Consider the following 15,249-nt stretch of genomic DNA (forward strand, 5'->3'; position numbering starts at 1 on the left):
CCTCGTTCAAGGGGGTTCAGCCGATATCCGCTTCGGCTTCGATCTCATCCAGCCCGCGCACCGGGTAGCGCTCCTGCAGCTGCAGCAGGTAGGCCTGCACCTCGCGTTGCCGTACCTGTAGCTCCAGGTAGTCACGCAGCTGCGGCAGCACCGTTTCGAACGGCTGCGGGTGGCCTTGCTCGCGGGCATCGACGCAGACCACGTGGTAGCCCCAGCGCGATTCCACCGGGAAACCGGCCAGGCCCTCGCGCAGGCGGAACACCTGGCGGTCGAACTCCGGCGTGGTCTGCCCACGCTGCAACCAGCCCAGGTCGCCGCCCTCGCTGCTGGATGGGCATCGCGAATGGCGCAGGGCGAAATCGGCGAACAGGTGCGGCGACTCCTTCAGCAGCCCGACCAGTCGCTCGCCCTCGGTGCGTGCGGCAAAGCGCCCGGCCACATCATCGGCCGGCGCAGCCAGCAGGATATGGCGCAGGCGCACGCGGTCGGGGGAGCGGAAGCGCTCCGGGTTCTGCTCGAAGTAGCGCCGGCAGTCTTCATCGGTCGGCACGCGGTCTTCGATCGCATCTTCCAGCAGTTGCTGGATCAGCACTTCCTCGTCGCTTACCCGGTTGCCCTCCGGCGCCTGCAGCCCAAGCCGCTGCGCTTCCAGGCGCAGCAGCTCACGCACCACCAGTGCACGTGCCGCTTCAGCACGTGACTGCTCCGGGCGCATCGCCCGGTGGTGCTGCATCTCGCGGGCGATGTCAGCCTCGCTGATCGCGGTCTCGTCCACGAACAGCCGGCACGGTGCCGGCTGCCCGAGCGAGCGCGGCCCCTGCGCTGCCGCGTCATGGTGGTGCGAATGCGCCTCGGCGGGAACCGGCGCAGCGGAGTCGATCACGGTGATCGGCAGGAATTTCGGCAGGCTGCCCATGGCTTACTCCCGCGGACCGTAGCGCAGCGTGGCCTGGCGGCGGCGCACCACCTGGTAGGGCCTCCACAGGTAGCTGATCGGAATGCTCCACACGTGCACCAGGCGGGTGAACGGCGCGATCAGGAACAGGGTCAGGCCCAGGAAGATATGCATCTTGTAGACCCAGCTGACGCCTTCGATGTAATCAGCAGCACCGGCACGGAAGGTCACGATGTGCTGCGCCCACTCGGCCAGCTGCACCATCACCCCACCGTCCAGGTGCCCGGACGAGATGCGGATGCTGTACAGGCCCAGGCACAGCTGCGCGAACAGCAGCACCAGTACCAGGGTGTCACCGAAGCTGCCGGTGGCCCGCACGCGCGCGTTGAACAGGCGGCGTACCAGCAGGATGCTGATGCCGATGAAGCACAGTGCGCCGAACACACCACCAACCACCATCGCCAGCATCTGCTTCTGCGAGGAGGTGATGAAGTGCTCGTACACCGCGTGCGGGGTCAGCAGGCCGACCAGATGGCCACCGAGGATGGCCAGGATGCCGATGTGGAAGCAGTTGCTGCCGATCCGCATGCCCTTGTCCGACAGCATCTGGCTGGAGCCGGTTCGCCAGGTGTACATGGCCTTGTCATAGCGGGCCCAGCTGCCGATCAGCAGCACCGCCACGGCGATGTACGGGTAGTACTGGAAGGCGAATTGATGCAGGGAGTAACTCATGGCTGGACCTCTCGATGCGAAGGACGGGCCGGCGAACGCACGGGCGGCTTGCAGTCTTCGGCGGGGGCTTCGGCGCCGAAGCGCACCGCCTCCTCCTCCCACAAGCGATCCATGGCCTCGGCGGTATCGTCGCGGACTTCCTCGCTGGCACGCTGGCGCAGCGCCTGCAGATCGGCCTTGCCGTCACCGGCTTCGACCAGGATCTCGAACAGCACCCGGTGCGGCAGCTCACGCTCGGCGGCACGCGCCGCCAGCATCCCGGCGATATGGCCGATGTGGTGCAGCCACTCGCGGGCCTCGCTGCCGGGGCGATGGGCCAGGAACTCCAACAGCAATGGCAGGTAGTCCGGCAGCTCCCGCGCATCCAGTTCGAAGCCGTTGCGGCGGTAGGTTTCGACCAGGTCGACCATGGCCTGGCCGCGGTCGCGCGACTCGCCATGGATGTGTTCGAACAGCAGCAGGCTCATCGAGCGGCCGCGATCGAAACTGGCCAGCCACGCCGCCTGCGCATCCAGCGCATCGGTGGCCAGCAGCTGCTGCACGAAGCTGCGCAGCTGCTGGCGGCGGGCGGCATTCAACGCCGGGGCGTCGCAGGCGGCGAGCAGTTCCTCGCCGTGCTGCCACAGTTCTTCACGGGGGTAGTCCAGCAGCACCCCGACCAGCTTGAGCACGCTCATCACACCACCTCCTTGCGGCGGTGGTTCGGGCCCTTGTCCACCACGAAGGTGGTGGTCTTGCGCTGGCCGAACAGGTCGGCCGGGCTGTCACCATTGCAGCCGTTGCCGAAGGTGAAGCCGCAGCCGCCGCGCTCGCCGAAGGCGTCGTTGGCGTACTCGCGGTGGCCGGTCGGAATCACGAAACGGTCCTCGTAGTTGGCGATGGCCAAGTAGCGGTACATCTCTTCCACCTGGGCGATGCTCAGCCCGGTCTGTTCCAGCACGGCGGTATCTTCCACGCCGTCCACGTTCTTGGCCCGGCGCCAGGCACGCATCGCCATCAGCCGCTCCAGCGCGCGTACCACCGGCGCCTCGTCACCGGCCGTCAGCAGGTTGGCCAGGTAGCGCATCGGAATGCGCAGCGACGCCACGTCCGGCAGCTCGCCGCTCATGCCCACGCGGCCACGCTCGGCGGCGGACTGGATCGGCGACAGCGGCGGCACGTACCAGACCATCGGCAGCGTGCGGTATTCCGGGTGCAGCGGCAGCGCCAGCTTCCAGTCGATCGCCAGCTTGTACACCGGCGACTGCTTGGCCGACTCCAGCCAGCTGTCCGGGATGCCCTCCTTGCGCGCGGCGGCGATCACCGCCGGATCGTTCGGGTCCAGGAAGATGTCCAGGTGGGCCTGGTACAGGTCCTTCTCGGCCGGCACCGAGGCGGCCTCGGCGATGCGATCGGCGTCGTACAGCATCACGCCCAGGTAGCGGATGCGGCCCACGCAGGTTTCCGAGCACACGGTCGGCTCACCCATCTCGATGCGCGGATAGCAGAAGATGCACTTCTCCGACTTGCCGCTCTTCCAGTTGTAGTAGATCTTCTTGTACGGGCAGGCCGACACGCACATGCGCCAGCCACGGCACTTGTCCTGGTCGATCAGCACGATGCCGTCTTCCTCGCGCTTGTAGATCGCGCCTGATGGGCACGCCGACACGCACGCCGGGTTCAGGCAGTGCTCGCACAGACGCGGAAGGTACATCATGAAGGTCTTCTCGAAGGCGCCGTAGATCTCCTTCTGCACCTGGTCGAAGTTGTAGTCGCGCGAGCGCTTGCTGAACTCCGAACCGAGGATCTCCTCCCAGTTGGGGCCCCACTCGATCTTCTGCATGCGCTCGCCACTGATCAGCGAACGCGGCCGCGCGGTCGGCTGGTGCTGGCTGTCCTTGGCGGTGTGCAGGTTCTGGTAGTCGAAGTCGAACGGCTCGTAGTAATCGTCGATCTGCGGCAGGTCCGGGTTGGCGAAGATCTTGGCCAGCATCCGCCAGCGACCGCCAGCGCGTGGCACCAGCTTGCCGCTGCCGGTACGCACCCAGCCGCCGTTCCACTTCTCCTGGTTCTCCCATTCCTTCGGATAGCCGATGCCCGGCTTGGTTTCAACGTTGTTGAACCAGGCGTACTCGACACCCTCGCGCGAGGTCCAGACGTTCTTGCAGGTGATCGAGCAGGTGTGGCAGCCGATGCACTTGTCCAGGTTCAGCACCATCGCGATCTGTGCACGGACCTTCATCACACCACCTCCTTGGCGGCGGCCGGTACGGCCTCGCCATCTAGCCAATCCACCTTGTCCATCTTGCGCACGATCACGAACTCATCGCGGTTGGTACCGCAGGTGCCGTAGTAGTTGAAGCCATAGGCCAGCTGCGCGTAGCCACCGATCATGTGGGTCGGCTTGAGCACGATGCGGGTCACCGAGTTGTGGATACCACCACGGGTGCCGGAAATCTCCGAGCCCGGCACGTTGATGATGCGTTCCTGGGCGTGGTACATCATCGCCATGCCCGGCATCACGCGCTGGCTGACCACCGCACGGGCGGCGATCGCACCGTTGACGTTGAACAGCTCGATCCAGTCGTTGTCGACGATGCCGGCACTGCGCGCGTCGTCCTCGCTGATCCACACGATCGGGCCGCCACGCGACAGTGTCTGCATGATCAGGTTGTCGCTGTAGGTGCTGTGGATGCCCCACTTCTGGTGCGGGGTGATCCAGTTCAGCACGATCTCCTTGTTGCCGTTCGGGCGCTGGTTCAGCAGCGGCTCCACCGTGCGCGTGTTGACCGGCGGCCGGTAGCTCATGAAGGCCTCGCCGAAGTCGATCATCCACTCGTGGTCCTGGTAGAACTGCTGGCGACCGGTCACCGTGCGCCACGGAATCAGCTCGTGCACGTTGGTGTAGCCGGCGTTGTAGCTGACGTTGTCGTCTTCCAGGCCCGACCAGATCGGAGAGGAAATGATCTTGCGCGGCTGTGCCTGGATGTCACGGAAGCGGATCGCCTCGTGCTCCTTGCCCACGGCCAGGTGGGTGTGCTCGCGCCCGGTGAAGGTGCCCAGCGATTCCCACGCCTTCACTGCCACATGGCCGTTGGTTTCCGGCGCCAGGTGCAGGATCACTTCGGCCGCGTCGATCGCGGTCGAGATGGCCGGGCGGCCCTGGCTTACGCCTTCTTCGTGCACGGTGTGGTTCAACTTGCCGAGGAACTCGACCTCGTGCCTGGTATCCCAGCTCATGCCCTTGCCGCCGTTGCCCTGCTTGTCCAGCAGCGGGCCGAGCGAGGTGAACTTGCGGTACAGGTTCGGGTAGTCACGCTCCACCACCGTCATCGACGGCATGGTCTGGCCCGGAATGGCCTCGCACTCGCCCTTCTTCCAGTCGGCCACGCCGAACGGCATGCCCAGCTCGTTGGGGGTGTCGTGCAGGGTCGGCACCAGCACCAGGTCCTTCTCCACGCCCAGCACGCCCGGCGCCATCTCGCTCACGGTGCGGGCCACCTCCTTGAAGATGTCCCAGTCACTGCGCGATTCCCACGCAGGGTCCACCGCCTTGGACAGCGGGTGGATGAAGGGGTGCATGTCCGAGGTATTGAGATCGTCCTTCTCGTACCAGGTCGCGGTCGGCAGCACGATGTCCGAGTACAGCGCGGTGGTGCACATTCGGAAGTCGAGCGTGACCAGCAGGTCCAGCTTGCCTTCCGGCGCCTCGTCGCGCCACTTCACCTCCTGCGGCTTCACTGCGCCCATTTCGCCCAGGTCCTTGCCCTGCAGCCCGTGGCGCGTACCCAGCAGGTGCCGCAGCATGTACTCATGGCCCTTGCCCGAGGAACCGAGCAGGTTCGAGCGCCAGATGAACATCATGCGCGGGTGGTTCTGGCTGGCGTCCGGGTCGGCGAAGGCGAAGTCCAGCGAGCCGTCCTTGAACTTGCCCAGCGCGTAGTCCGCCGGGGCCACGCCGGCCGCTTCGGCCTCGCGTACCAGCTGCAGCGGGTTGCGGTCGAGCTGCGGGGTGCTCGGCAGCCAGCCCATGCGCACCGCGCGCAGGTTCAGGTCAGCCAGGCTGCCGCCGTACTTGCTGGCATCGGCCAGCGGCGACAGCAGCTCGTCCACCTGCAGCTTCTCGTAGCGCCACTGCCCGGTGTTGAAGTAGAAGAACGAGGTGCCGTTCATGTGGCGCGGCGGCTTGCTCCAGTCCAGCCCGAACGCGAGCGGCTGCCAGCCGGTCTGCGGGCGCAGCTTTTCCTGGCCCACGTAATGCGCCCAGCCGCCACCGGTCTGGCCCACGCAACCGCACATGATCAGCATGTTGATCAGGCCGCGGTAGTTCATGTCGTTGTGGAACCAGTGGTTCATGCCCGCGCCGACGATGATCATCGAACGGCCATGGGTCTTGTCGGCGGTACGCGCGAACTCGCGGGCGATCTCGATCACCTCGGCGCGCGACACGCCGGTGATGCGCTCCTGCCACGCCGGCGTGCCCGGCACCATGTCATCGAAGCTCGATGCCACGTTGCCGCCGCCAAAGCCACGGTCCACGCCGTACTGGGCCAGCAGCAGGTCGTAGACCGTGGCCACCAGCGTCTCGCCGCCGTCGACCGTGACCAGCCGGCGCACCGGAATGTTGCGGTCCAGTACGTCTTCGGCCGGCGCGGCAGTCCAGCCGTCGCTTTCAATGCCACCGAAGTACGGGAAGCTCACCGCCTCGATGCCGTCGTTGGCGTCGGACAAGCTCAGGCGCAGGCGTGTGTCGGCGCCATTGCTGGCCTTCTCTTCGATGTTCCAGCGGCCCTTTTCACCCCAGCGGAAACCGATGGAGCCATTGGGCACCACGATCTGGCCACTGTTCTCGTCGTAGGCCAGGGTCTTCCAGTCCGGGTTGTTGGCTTCACCCAGCCCGCCCAGCTCACTGGCACGCAGGAAGCGGCCCGCCACCAGGCGGCCATCGTCGCGGCGCTCAAGGCGCACCAGCATCGGCATGTCCGAGTACTGGCGGCAGTAGTCCTGGAAATACTGCGAGGGCGAATCGACATGGAACTCGCGCAGGATCACATGGCCGAAGGCAAAGGCCAGCGCCGCGTCGGTGCCCTGCTTGGGGTGCAGCCAGTGGTCGGTCAGCTTGGCCAGCTCGGAATAGTCCGGGCAGATCGCCACCGTCTTGGTGCCGTTGTAGCGCGCCTCGGTGAAGAAGTGCGCATCGGGCGTACGCGTCTGCGGCACGTTCGAACCCCAGGCGATGATGTAGCGGCTGTTGTACCAGTCGGCCGACTCGGGCACGTCGGTCTGCTCGCCCCAGATCTGCGGCGAGGCCGGCGGCAGGTCGCAGTACCAGTCGTAGAAGGACAGGCAGGCGCCACCCAGCAGCGACAGGTATCGCGCACCGGCAGCGTAGGACACCATCGACATCGCCGGAATCGGCGAGAACCCGACCACGCGGTCCGGGCCGTACTGCTTCACCGTGTACAGGTTGGAGGCGGCGATGATCTCGTTGGCCTCTTCCCACTGCAGGCGCACAAAGCCACCCATGCCGCGGCGGGTCTTGTACGAGCGCGCCTTCTCCTTGTCCTCCACGATGCTGGCCCAGGCATCGACCGGGGCCTTGCTCTTGCGGGCTTCGCGCCACAGGCGCAGCAGCGTGCCGCGGATCAGCGGGTACTTCAGCCGGTTGGCGCTGTACAGGTACCAGGAATAGCTGGCGCCACGCGGGCAGCCACGTGGTTCATGGTTGGGCAGGTCCGGGCGCGTGCGCGGGTAATCGGTCTGCTGGGTTTCCCAGGTGACCAGGCCGTTCTTGACGTAGATCTTCCAGCTGCAGGAGCCGGTGCAGTTCACGCCGTGTGTGGAACGTACGATCTTGTCGTACTGCCAGCGGGCGCGGTAACTGTTTTCCCAGTCGCGGCCCTCGCTCTTGGCAAAACCATGGCCATCGGCAAAGGTCTGGGGGTCACGCTTGAAGAACTGCAAGCGATCGAGGAAATAACTCATCGGGGATCTCCCTTTGCGGACATCGGCATCGTGGCTGTGTGTGTCATCTGGCTGCGGTGCGTTTTCATGTCGTCAGCAGGGTGTCTCGGCACCGCGCCGGTAGTACCACCACCAGGCCACGGCCAGGCAGGTGACATAGAAAACAACGAATCCGTACAGCGCCATGTCGGGGCTGCCGGTCAACGTAATGGACGAGCCGTAGCTCTTGGGAATGAAGAAACCGCCGTAGGCACCGATCGCACCGGAGAAACCGACCACCGCGGCCGACTCGATGCTGGCCTGGTGTGCGGCCGTGGCCTTGCCCTCGGCGTTGTCGTTGGCCGACCAGCGCTCATGCAGGGTGCGGAAGATCACCGGGATCATGCGGAAGGTGGTGCCGTTGCCGATGCCACTGAGCACGAACAGCGCCATGAAGCTGAGCAGGAAGCCATGGAAGTTGCCGCCCTGGCCATGGCTGGGCAGGAAGTGCAGCACGCCGAACACCGCCGCGATCATCAGCGCGAACACCCAGAAGGTCAGGCGGGCGCCACCCCAGCGGTCGGCCATGCTGCCGCCCACCGAACGCATCAGCGCGCCCAGCAGCGGGCCGATGAAGGCGTAGGCCAGCGGGTTCACGTCCGGGAACTGGCTCTTCACCAGCATCGGGAAGCCGGCCGAGAAACCGATGTAGGAACCGAAGGTGCCGATGTACAACCAGCACATCAGCCAGTTGTGCTTGCGGCGGAAGATCACCGCCTGCTCGGAGAACGACGAGCGGGCGCTGGTCAGGTCGTTCATGCCGAACCAGGCCGCGATGGCGCACAGCGCGATGGCCGGCACCCAGATGAAGCCGGCGTTCTGCAGGAACAGCGGTGCCCCACCCTCCACCGCGGGCTGCGGTGCACCACCCAGCGCACCGAACACGCCTACGGTGATGACCAGCGGGATCACCGCCTGCGCCACCGACACGCCCACATTGCCCAGGCCGGCGTTCAGGCCCAGCGCCAGGCCCTGCTTCTGCTTGGGGTAGAAGAAGGAGATGTTGGACATCGACGACGAGAAGTTCGCGCCGCCGAAGCCACACAGGATCGCGATGGCCACGAACACCCAGTACGGCGTGGCCGGGTCCTGCACCGCAAAGCCGAGCCAGAGCGTCGGCGCCAGCAGCGACGCGGTGGACAGCGCGGTCCAGCGGCGGCCGCCGAAGATCGGGATCACGAACGAATAGAAGATGCGCAGGGTTGCGCCGGACAGGCTGGGCAGCGCCACCAGCCAGAACAGCTGGTCGGTACTGAAGTTGAAGCCGATCTTCGGCAGGCTGATCGACACCGCCGAGAACAGCACCCAGACCGAGAAGGCCAGCAGCAGCGAGGGGATCGAAATGACCAGGTTGCGGGTGGCAACCCGCTTGCCGGTGCGCTCCCAATAGCCGGGGTCCTCCGGCGTCCAGTCGCTGATGACGCGACCCGGACGGGCAGTGCTGCGGACAACAGGATCGCTACCGACGGTCATACATGGCTCCAAGGCTGTGGAATGACGTGGGTATTGCTTTCAAGTTGTGACCCGTCGTCATGCAGCCATTAGGCCGTGCAGCAACTACGACGGGGTTGATCTGGATCAATCAGGAGCCGGTTTCCACCCTGCCCCTGACAAATGTCAAATCGATGAAGCGGTATTGCGGCGCGTGACTCCGCGCTGGCGCACGCTATCGCGCACGTCTACATCGAACTGCAGCTGAAGCTGGCTGCCATCTTCCAGGGCAATGTCGAATGGCAGGCCATCCCGGCACGGCAGCCGTGCCGCCAAGGCCTCAACTGCCGAGCGCGGCAGTACCAGGCGGCAGAAGGTGCCACCATCGAGCAGTACCGGTTGATCGCCGCCATGCAGCGACACCGCCATGCCCCAGCCCTCGATACCGCCGAAGCGGGTCATGTTCTCGACCGATTCACCGGCCAGCAGGCGCGCCAGTTCGGCCTCATCCAGGCGAAGCCGTACCGATTGGTCCTGCAACTGCACTTTCATGACGCAACATCCTCCCATTGTTCGGGGGTATTGCAGTTGACCAGGCAGGCTTCGTCAACGCTTTCAAGCGCCAGCACGTGCATCTGCAGGCGACGCTGGAACGCCTGTACAGAGCGCGGCCCTTCCGCATCATCCAGCATCGCGGCCAGCACGCTACGAGTGGCATTGTCCACATTCAACAGCATGGGAAAGGGATGCCCGTCAAAGATCGTGCACGCGCCCCGCCCCTCGGCAGCCAGCCGTTGCAGCAGCCGTGGCGCCAGCAACGGCGTATCCACCGCTACCACCCAGGCCGGGCTGTCGGGCATCTGCTGCATCACGCTGTGCAACCCTCCCAGTGGGCCGCAGCGCGCAACCTGATCGGGGATGCCACCGAAGGTCGGATAGTCACCGCTTACCCATACCCGTTCGGCGCCAGCCTGCATCAACAGGCCACGCATGTGTTCCAGCAGCGTGCGGCCCTGCCACGGCAGCAGTGCCTTGTCGCGACCCATCCGGCTGGACAGGCCACCGGCCAGTACGATGCCGTTGATGCTCATCGCAGTAGAGCCACGCCATGCGTGGCTGCGTCGGCATCAATGTTGATGATCATGCGCATGGTCATCGGCATGTCCGGGTTCGCTGTCCACGTGACACAGGCTGCAACCCTCGCTCCACGCGCTGTCGCCGTCCTCGTAATGCTCCTGCTTCCAGATCGGGCACTGGTGCTTGACCACCTCGATCAACTGCCGGCAGGCGCGGAACGCCTCGTCCCGGTGCGGGCTGCCGGCGGCCACCACCACCGCCACATCACCAATGCCCAACCGGCCCTTGGCATGGGCCACATACAGTATCAGCTTCGGGCCAAACGTCGCCTCGACCTCGGCGGCCAACCGCTTGAACTCGTTCAACACCAGCGGCTCGAACAGGTCGTAGGTGATCCCGGTCACCGGCCGGCCGATGTTGACGTCGCGCACCTTGCCGATGAACACATCGATGCCACCGAAGCCCGGATCGGATACCGCCGCGATGCCTTCGGCCGGATCGATCGCCGCCTGCGCGCGGTCCACCACCTTCGCGATGATCTTCTCGCTCATCGCTCAGCCCCCGCTCACCGGGGGCAGGATCGCCACACGGCCATCCTCGGGCAGCGCCTCGTGGTCGCGCAGCACGCGTTGCTGGTCGGCGAACGCCGAATAATCCAGCAGGCCGGCACGGAATCCCGGCCAACGCAGCGGCAGCAGCTCGCGCAGCGCCTGGCGCAGATCGGCCACGGTGCCACCGGCCACATCCACGGCAATCTCGCGGCTGGCATCCAGATCGGAAAATGCACCGAACAACTGCAGATTCACCTGTTTCATCATGACTCCTGGCTCACCAGCTGCACCGGTTCGTGGTGACCCCAGCCCTGCACGCGCACGTAGGTGCCGGCGCTGGCCAGGTCACCCTCAGCCTCCAGCACCACCCAGGCGTTGGCCTGCAGCATGGACATCAAACGGAACGACTCCTGCCCGGCCAGCACGCGCGCACTCAGGCGACCCTGCGCATCCACTTCCACCCGCGCCCGCGCGTGGAAGCGCAGGCCCGGCGGCGTGCGCACGTCGGCCTGCAGCGGCAACGTCAGCACCGGCTCCGGTGCCAGCCCCAGCAGGCGGCGCAGCACTGGCTCGATGAAGAAGCGCTGGCCCACGGCAGCGGAGACCGGATTGCCCGGCAGGCCGAAATACAGCGCGCCGTTGGGCAGCACTGCAAACAGCAACGGCTTGCCCGGGCGGATTGCCACCTTGTGGAACACGATGCGCGCACCCCGGCCGCGAAGCGCGTCGGGAATGAAATCGTAGCGGCCGGCCGACACCGCGCCTGTGCTGATCAACAGCTGCGCACCCGCTTCCAGCGCTTCATCCAGGACCGCGTTGAACGCCGCCACCTCATCGCCCACCGTGCCCTGCCAGACCACCTCGGCACCGGCGGCCTGCAGGCGGCCGACCAGATACGGCCGGTTGCTGTCACGAATCTGCCCGGATGCCAGCGGCTGCGCCGCCTCGGTCACCAGCTCCTTGCCGGTAGCAATCACCGCCGCCTTTGGCCGCGCCACCACCGCCACCTCGCCCACGCCGATCGCATGCAGCAAGGCGCGCGCGTTGATGTCCAGCACCTGCCCGGCCTGCAGCACGCGCTCGCCGTCGCTCACATCCTCGCCACGCAGGCGCACATTCTGGCCCGGCTTTACCGTGCCCTTCAGGGCAATGCGGGTCGGGCGTCCCTCCTCGCTGGCGAGGATCTCCACATTCTCGACCGGCACCACCGTATCCAGCCCGACCGGCATGCGCGCACCGGTCATGATTTCCCAGGCACCCTCGCCGCCTTCGGCGCCGGCATCGCCTGCTGCCTGCCAGCCCTGCACAGCGAACTCGGTACCAGCTTCGAACGTCGCGCCGTTGGCGCGCAGCGCGAAGCCGTCCATCGCCGAATTGTCGAACGGCGGCAACGACTGCCCGCTGTGGATGTCACGGGCCACCGTGCGGCCCGCGGCCTCATGCAGCGGCAGATGCTCGGCCGGCAGCGGCGTGGCCGCGTCCAGCAAGTGCTGCAGGGCTTCGCTGTAGGGGATCATGCGTGGCCATCCCCCTCGACCATCGCCAGGGCGTGGCCCAGTACCGGCGCCAGGATGTCCAGGCACTGCGCCGCCGCCTTCGGGCTGCCGGGCAGCGCGAACACCAGCATGTTGCCCAGCTGCACCACCTCGGCGCGGCTCAGCCAGGCCATCGGCGTGTGCTGTGCACTCAGTGCCCGCACCATCTGCGCCAGGCCATGTACCGGCCGCGCGTTCAGGGAACGCAGCGCCTCCGGGGTCAGGTCACGCGGGCCCAGCCCGGTACCACCGGTACACAGGCACAGGCGCACGCCCTCGGCGGCCAAGGCCTGCAGGCGGCCCGCCAATGGCTCGATGCCATCGGGCAACACCTCAGCGGCCACCACCTCGCCGCCCAGCTTTTTCAGGCCGGTCACCAGGGTCGGGCCAGAGATATCCTCATAGGTACCGTCGCTGGCGCGATCGCTCAGCGTGATCACCGCGCAGGCCGCGCCCTCCAGGCCCTTCGGCGCACGCGGCTTGAAACGCGTGCGCTCGGCATCGTCCATGCCGTCGGGGTGCAGCCAGACACCGCGCTTGCCGCCTTCCTTGAACAGCAGGCGGATGCCTTCGATGCGCAGGGCCGGTTCCACCGGCTTGCTCAGGTCGTACAGGGTAAGCAGCGCCGCGTTGACGCCGGCCAGTGCCTCCATCTCCACGCCGGTGCGCGCCTCGCTGGCGCACTCGCACCACACGCGGATCGCCTGCCGTTCCGGTACCGGCGCGCAGAACACCTGCACCAGTTCCAGCGGCAGCGGATGGCACAGCGGCATCAGCATCGAGGCCATCTTGGCGCCCTGCAGGCCGGCAATCTCGGCCATCACCAGCGCATCGCCCTTGGGCAGGCGGCGCTCGACGATCAGCGGATAGGCCACTGGACCGGCATGCAGCTCGCCCACCGCCACCGCACGTCGGCGGGTGATGCGCTTGTTGCGGACATCGGCCATATGGAAGGCCGCATTCAATTCCCCACTCATCGTGTTGCTCATCCTCCGATGGAGGCCAGGTGCGGGGTCAGCCCGGTCTGGCCCTGGTGCAGTCCATGCCCGGCCGCTTTCAGGCCAAGCTGTGTGGTGATGCGTGCCAGGAGTGCGTCATGGTCATCGTCGCTCTGCAGCAGCGGGCGCAGCGGCACGCCGAACTCGCCGAACAGGCACAGCCGCAGGTCGCCCTTGGCGGTCACCCGCAGGCGGTTGCAGCCCTTGCAGAAGTCGCGTGAATACGGGGCGATGATGCCGATGCTGCCGCGATGGTCAGGGTGGCCGAACTCGCGCGCCGGACCGGCATCGGCGGCGCGCGGCCGTTCGTGCCAGCCAGCCGCCAGCAGCTGCTCGATCACCACGTCGGCGCGCAGGTGGTGGCGCTGGAAATAGGCTTCGTTGTCGCCGGTGCGCATCAGTTCGATGAAGCGCACGCTGAAGGGACGATCGCGCAGGTAGTCCATCCACTGCGGCAGCTCGTCGTCGTTCAGGCCACGCAGCAGCACCGCGTTGAGCTTGATCGCCGGCAGGCCCAGCGCCTGCGCCAAGGCCAGGCCCTGTTCGATCTCCGGCAGGCGGTCATGCCCGGTGATGGTCCTGAAGCGTTCGCGCTGCAGGCTGTCCATGCTCACGTTCAGCGCGGTCAGGCCGGCGCGGTGCCACCCCGGCAGGCGCCGCGGCAGCAGCGTGCCGTTGGTGGTGATGGCCACCTTGCGGATGCCCGGCACCGCCGCCACGGTGGCGATGATCTCATCCAGGTCCTTGCGCAGGCTGGGCTCGCCACCCGTCAGGCGGATCTTGCTCATGCCCAGCGCGGCAAACGCACGCACCAGACGCGCGATTTCATCCACCTGCAGGAAGCGCGGGCGGCCATCGGCCTGGTAACCGTTGGGCAGGCAGTAGCTGCAACGGAAGTTGCAGGCTTCGGTCAACGACAGGCGCAGGTACGGAAAGCTGCGTCCGAAACCGTCGGTGAGTTGGCTCATGGCTGGTCCACCTTGTTGCTCCACCGTCTTGCCTGTGCCCGGAACGGCCCGGATACCCTCGCCTGCTGGAACGATTGCCAGAGTACGCGGCCTTCAGTTCCATGGGCATGACTTAAATCAATCGTCTTCGGCCCCGCGCGGCAGGCGTTATGGCAGCATGCGGCTTTCCGTGCAGCGGGCGTGTGACAACCCTCATGATGATGAACGATTTCCAGCAACTGCTGCATGCCGCCGGCCAGCAGGCTGAACCGCAACGCTTGCTGTTCGTATTCGTGCGCGCCGAGCTGCCCGAATCGCCCACCGGTGACCAGCGCGACCGGCATGACCGCCGCGAGGGCGGCACCCTGTCGCCGGTGCTGTGCGTGGACAAGCTGCCGGACGAGGTGCCCAGCTTCCAGGCGCTGGCGGCCGAGTCGACCACCACCGGCATCGACTGGGACCTGGTGTTCGTGGCGGCACTGGATGGCAGAGGTGGTTTCGCACCCAACAGCGACGAAGCCGCGCGCCCGCTGAAGCTGATGGTCAACGCCATCCACGACGGTCAGATCGGCCGCTTCGCCGCCTTCGACCGGGGCGGCGAGCCTGTTCAGTTCTATTGAGCCACCAGCTGCAGGGTCAGAAAGAAGATCACCAGCACAGTGTTCAGCCCCCAGGCCACGGTCAGCCCGCGCGCCGCCACGCCCAGGTTGGGGTTGTGCGCGGCGGGCGCCGCCCGCCAGACCGCCGGGATGATCCAGCCGGTATAGAGCAGCAGCACGGCAAATACCCCCAGCAGCAGCGGGGTGCGCTGGTTGGCCAGGGCCCAGAGGGCCACCGCCCACAGAATATTGCTGGGAATGACGCCCTGCAGCCAGAAAACACTCCAAAGGCGGGAACGGCCCTGAGTGTCGGGGGTTGGGTGCAGCGAAGCGGTCGCGGTCATAAGTCTCCTTCTGTTTAGGAAACGTGCTGAACAAGCCTGCGCTTGGTGGCTGGGAACGTCAAGGAACAACGGAATCGGTAGCGCCGGGCCATGCCCGGCGGAATCCTCCATGTTCATGCGCCGTCGGCTCGCCGGGCGTGGCCCGGCGCTACCGGTCC

General features: G+C 66.5%; 15 protein-coding genes. 1 reads left to right on the top strand and 14 read right to left on the bottom strand.

The window, feature by feature from the left end; translation table 11 throughout:
* Positions 1–16: 16 nt before the first annotated feature.
* The 13 genes from G5A07_RS04520 to moaA form a co-directional block, all read right to left on the bottom strand.
* Positions 17–916, bottom strand: a complete 900-nt coding sequence (locus G5A07_RS04520) for a peptidylprolyl isomerase (protein WP_010485314.1) — start codon at positions 914–916, stop codon at positions 17–19.
* 3 nt (positions 917–919) lie between these two features.
* A complete protein-coding gene (narI, locus tag G5A07_RS04525) occupies positions 920–1,627 on the bottom strand; it encodes a respiratory nitrate reductase subunit gamma (protein ID WP_010485313.1) in 708 nt (235 codons plus the stop codon).
* The gene (gene narJ / locus G5A07_RS04530; protein WP_010485312.1) at positions 1,624–2,304 is read right to left on the bottom strand and encodes a nitrate reductase molybdenum cofactor assembly chaperone; all 681 of its coding nucleotides are present in this window, start codon (positions 2,302–2,304) and stop codon (positions 1,624–1,626) included. Before narJ ends, narI begins: the two co-directional genes overlap by 4 nt.
* On the bottom strand, positions 2,304–3,848 hold the full coding sequence (gene narH, locus G5A07_RS04535) for a nitrate reductase subunit beta (protein ID WP_019659887.1): 1,545 nt from the start codon (positions 3,846–3,848) through the stop codon (positions 2,304–2,306). The genes narJ and narH overlap by 1 nt, the downstream gene beginning before the upstream one ends.
* Positions 3,848–7,591, bottom strand: a complete 3,744-nt coding sequence (locus G5A07_RS04540) for a nitrate reductase subunit alpha (RefSeq protein ID WP_019337809.1) — start codon at positions 7,589–7,591, stop codon at positions 3,848–3,850. Before G5A07_RS04540 ends, narH begins: the two co-directional genes overlap by 1 nt.
* A 72-nt stretch (positions 7,592–7,663) precedes the next feature.
* Positions 7,664–9,082 (bottom strand): NarK family nitrate/nitrite MFS transporter, encoded by a 1,419-nt coding sequence (locus G5A07_RS04545; RefSeq protein WP_191862928.1) that lies wholly within the window; start codon positions 9,080–9,082, stop codon positions 7,664–7,666.
* A gap of 144 nt (positions 9,083–9,226) precedes the next feature.
* Entirely contained in the window at positions 9,227–9,592 is a 366-nt protein-coding gene (locus tag G5A07_RS04550; protein ID WP_010485308.1) for a hypothetical protein, read from the bottom strand.
* Positions 9,589–10,131 carry a molybdenum cofactor guanylyltransferase gene (locus G5A07_RS04555; protein ID WP_019659889.1) on the bottom strand — a complete coding sequence of 181 codons (543 nt, stop codon included), beginning with the start codon at positions 10,129–10,131 and terminating at the stop codon, positions 9,589–9,591. Before G5A07_RS04555 ends, G5A07_RS04550 begins: the two co-directional genes overlap by 4 nt.
* A gap of 36 nt (positions 10,132–10,167) precedes the next feature.
* Positions 10,168–10,668, bottom strand: coding sequence for a molybdenum cofactor biosynthesis protein MoaE (locus G5A07_RS04560; protein WP_019659890.1), 501 nt, complete (start codon positions 10,666–10,668; stop codon positions 10,168–10,170).
* A 3-nt stretch (positions 10,669–10,671) separates the two neighbouring features.
* The gene (locus G5A07_RS04565; RefSeq protein WP_019659891.1) at positions 10,672–10,932 is read right to left on the bottom strand and encodes a MoaD/ThiS family protein; all 261 of its coding nucleotides are present in this window, start codon (positions 10,930–10,932) and stop codon (positions 10,672–10,674) included.
* The gene (gene glp, locus G5A07_RS04570; protein WP_191862929.1) at positions 10,932–12,185 is read right to left on the bottom strand and encodes a gephyrin-like molybdotransferase Glp; all 1,254 of its coding nucleotides are present in this window, start codon (positions 12,183–12,185) and stop codon (positions 10,932–10,934) included. The genes G5A07_RS04565 and glp overlap by 1 nt, the downstream gene beginning before the upstream one ends.
* Positions 12,182–13,180 (bottom strand): bifunctional molybdenum cofactor biosynthesis protein MoaC/MoaB, encoded by a 999-nt coding sequence (gene moaCB, locus G5A07_RS04575; protein WP_054171908.1) that lies wholly within the window; start codon positions 13,178–13,180, stop codon positions 12,182–12,184. Before moaCB ends, glp begins: the two co-directional genes overlap by 4 nt.
* Before the next feature lie 8 nt (positions 13,181–13,188).
* Positions 13,189–14,169 (bottom strand): GTP 3',8-cyclase MoaA, encoded by a 981-nt coding sequence (gene moaA / locus G5A07_RS04580; protein ID WP_010485296.1) that lies wholly within the window; start codon positions 14,167–14,169, stop codon positions 13,189–13,191.
* A gap of 194 nt (positions 14,170–14,363) precedes the next feature.
* On the opposite strand from moaA, the gene G5A07_RS04585 reads away from it, so the two are divergent.
* Positions 14,364–14,768 carry a hypothetical protein gene (locus tag G5A07_RS04585; protein WP_019337817.1) on the top strand — a complete coding sequence of 135 codons (405 nt, stop codon included), beginning with the start codon at positions 14,364–14,366 and terminating at the stop codon, positions 14,766–14,768.
* Here G5A07_RS04585 and G5A07_RS04590 read toward each other — a convergent pair.
* Positions 14,762–15,091, bottom strand: a complete 330-nt coding sequence (locus G5A07_RS04590) for a hypothetical protein (RefSeq protein WP_010485292.1) — start codon at positions 15,089–15,091, stop codon at positions 14,762–14,764. The genes G5A07_RS04585 and G5A07_RS04590 overlap by 7 nt on opposite strands.
* Positions 15,092–15,249 lie beyond the last annotated feature (158 nt).

This window comes from Stenotrophomonas sp. AS012628, assembly GCF_010608305.1.
Classification (GTDB): domain Bacteria; phylum Pseudomonadota; class Gammaproteobacteria; order Xanthomonadales; family Xanthomonadaceae; genus Stenotrophomonas; species Stenotrophomonas geniculata.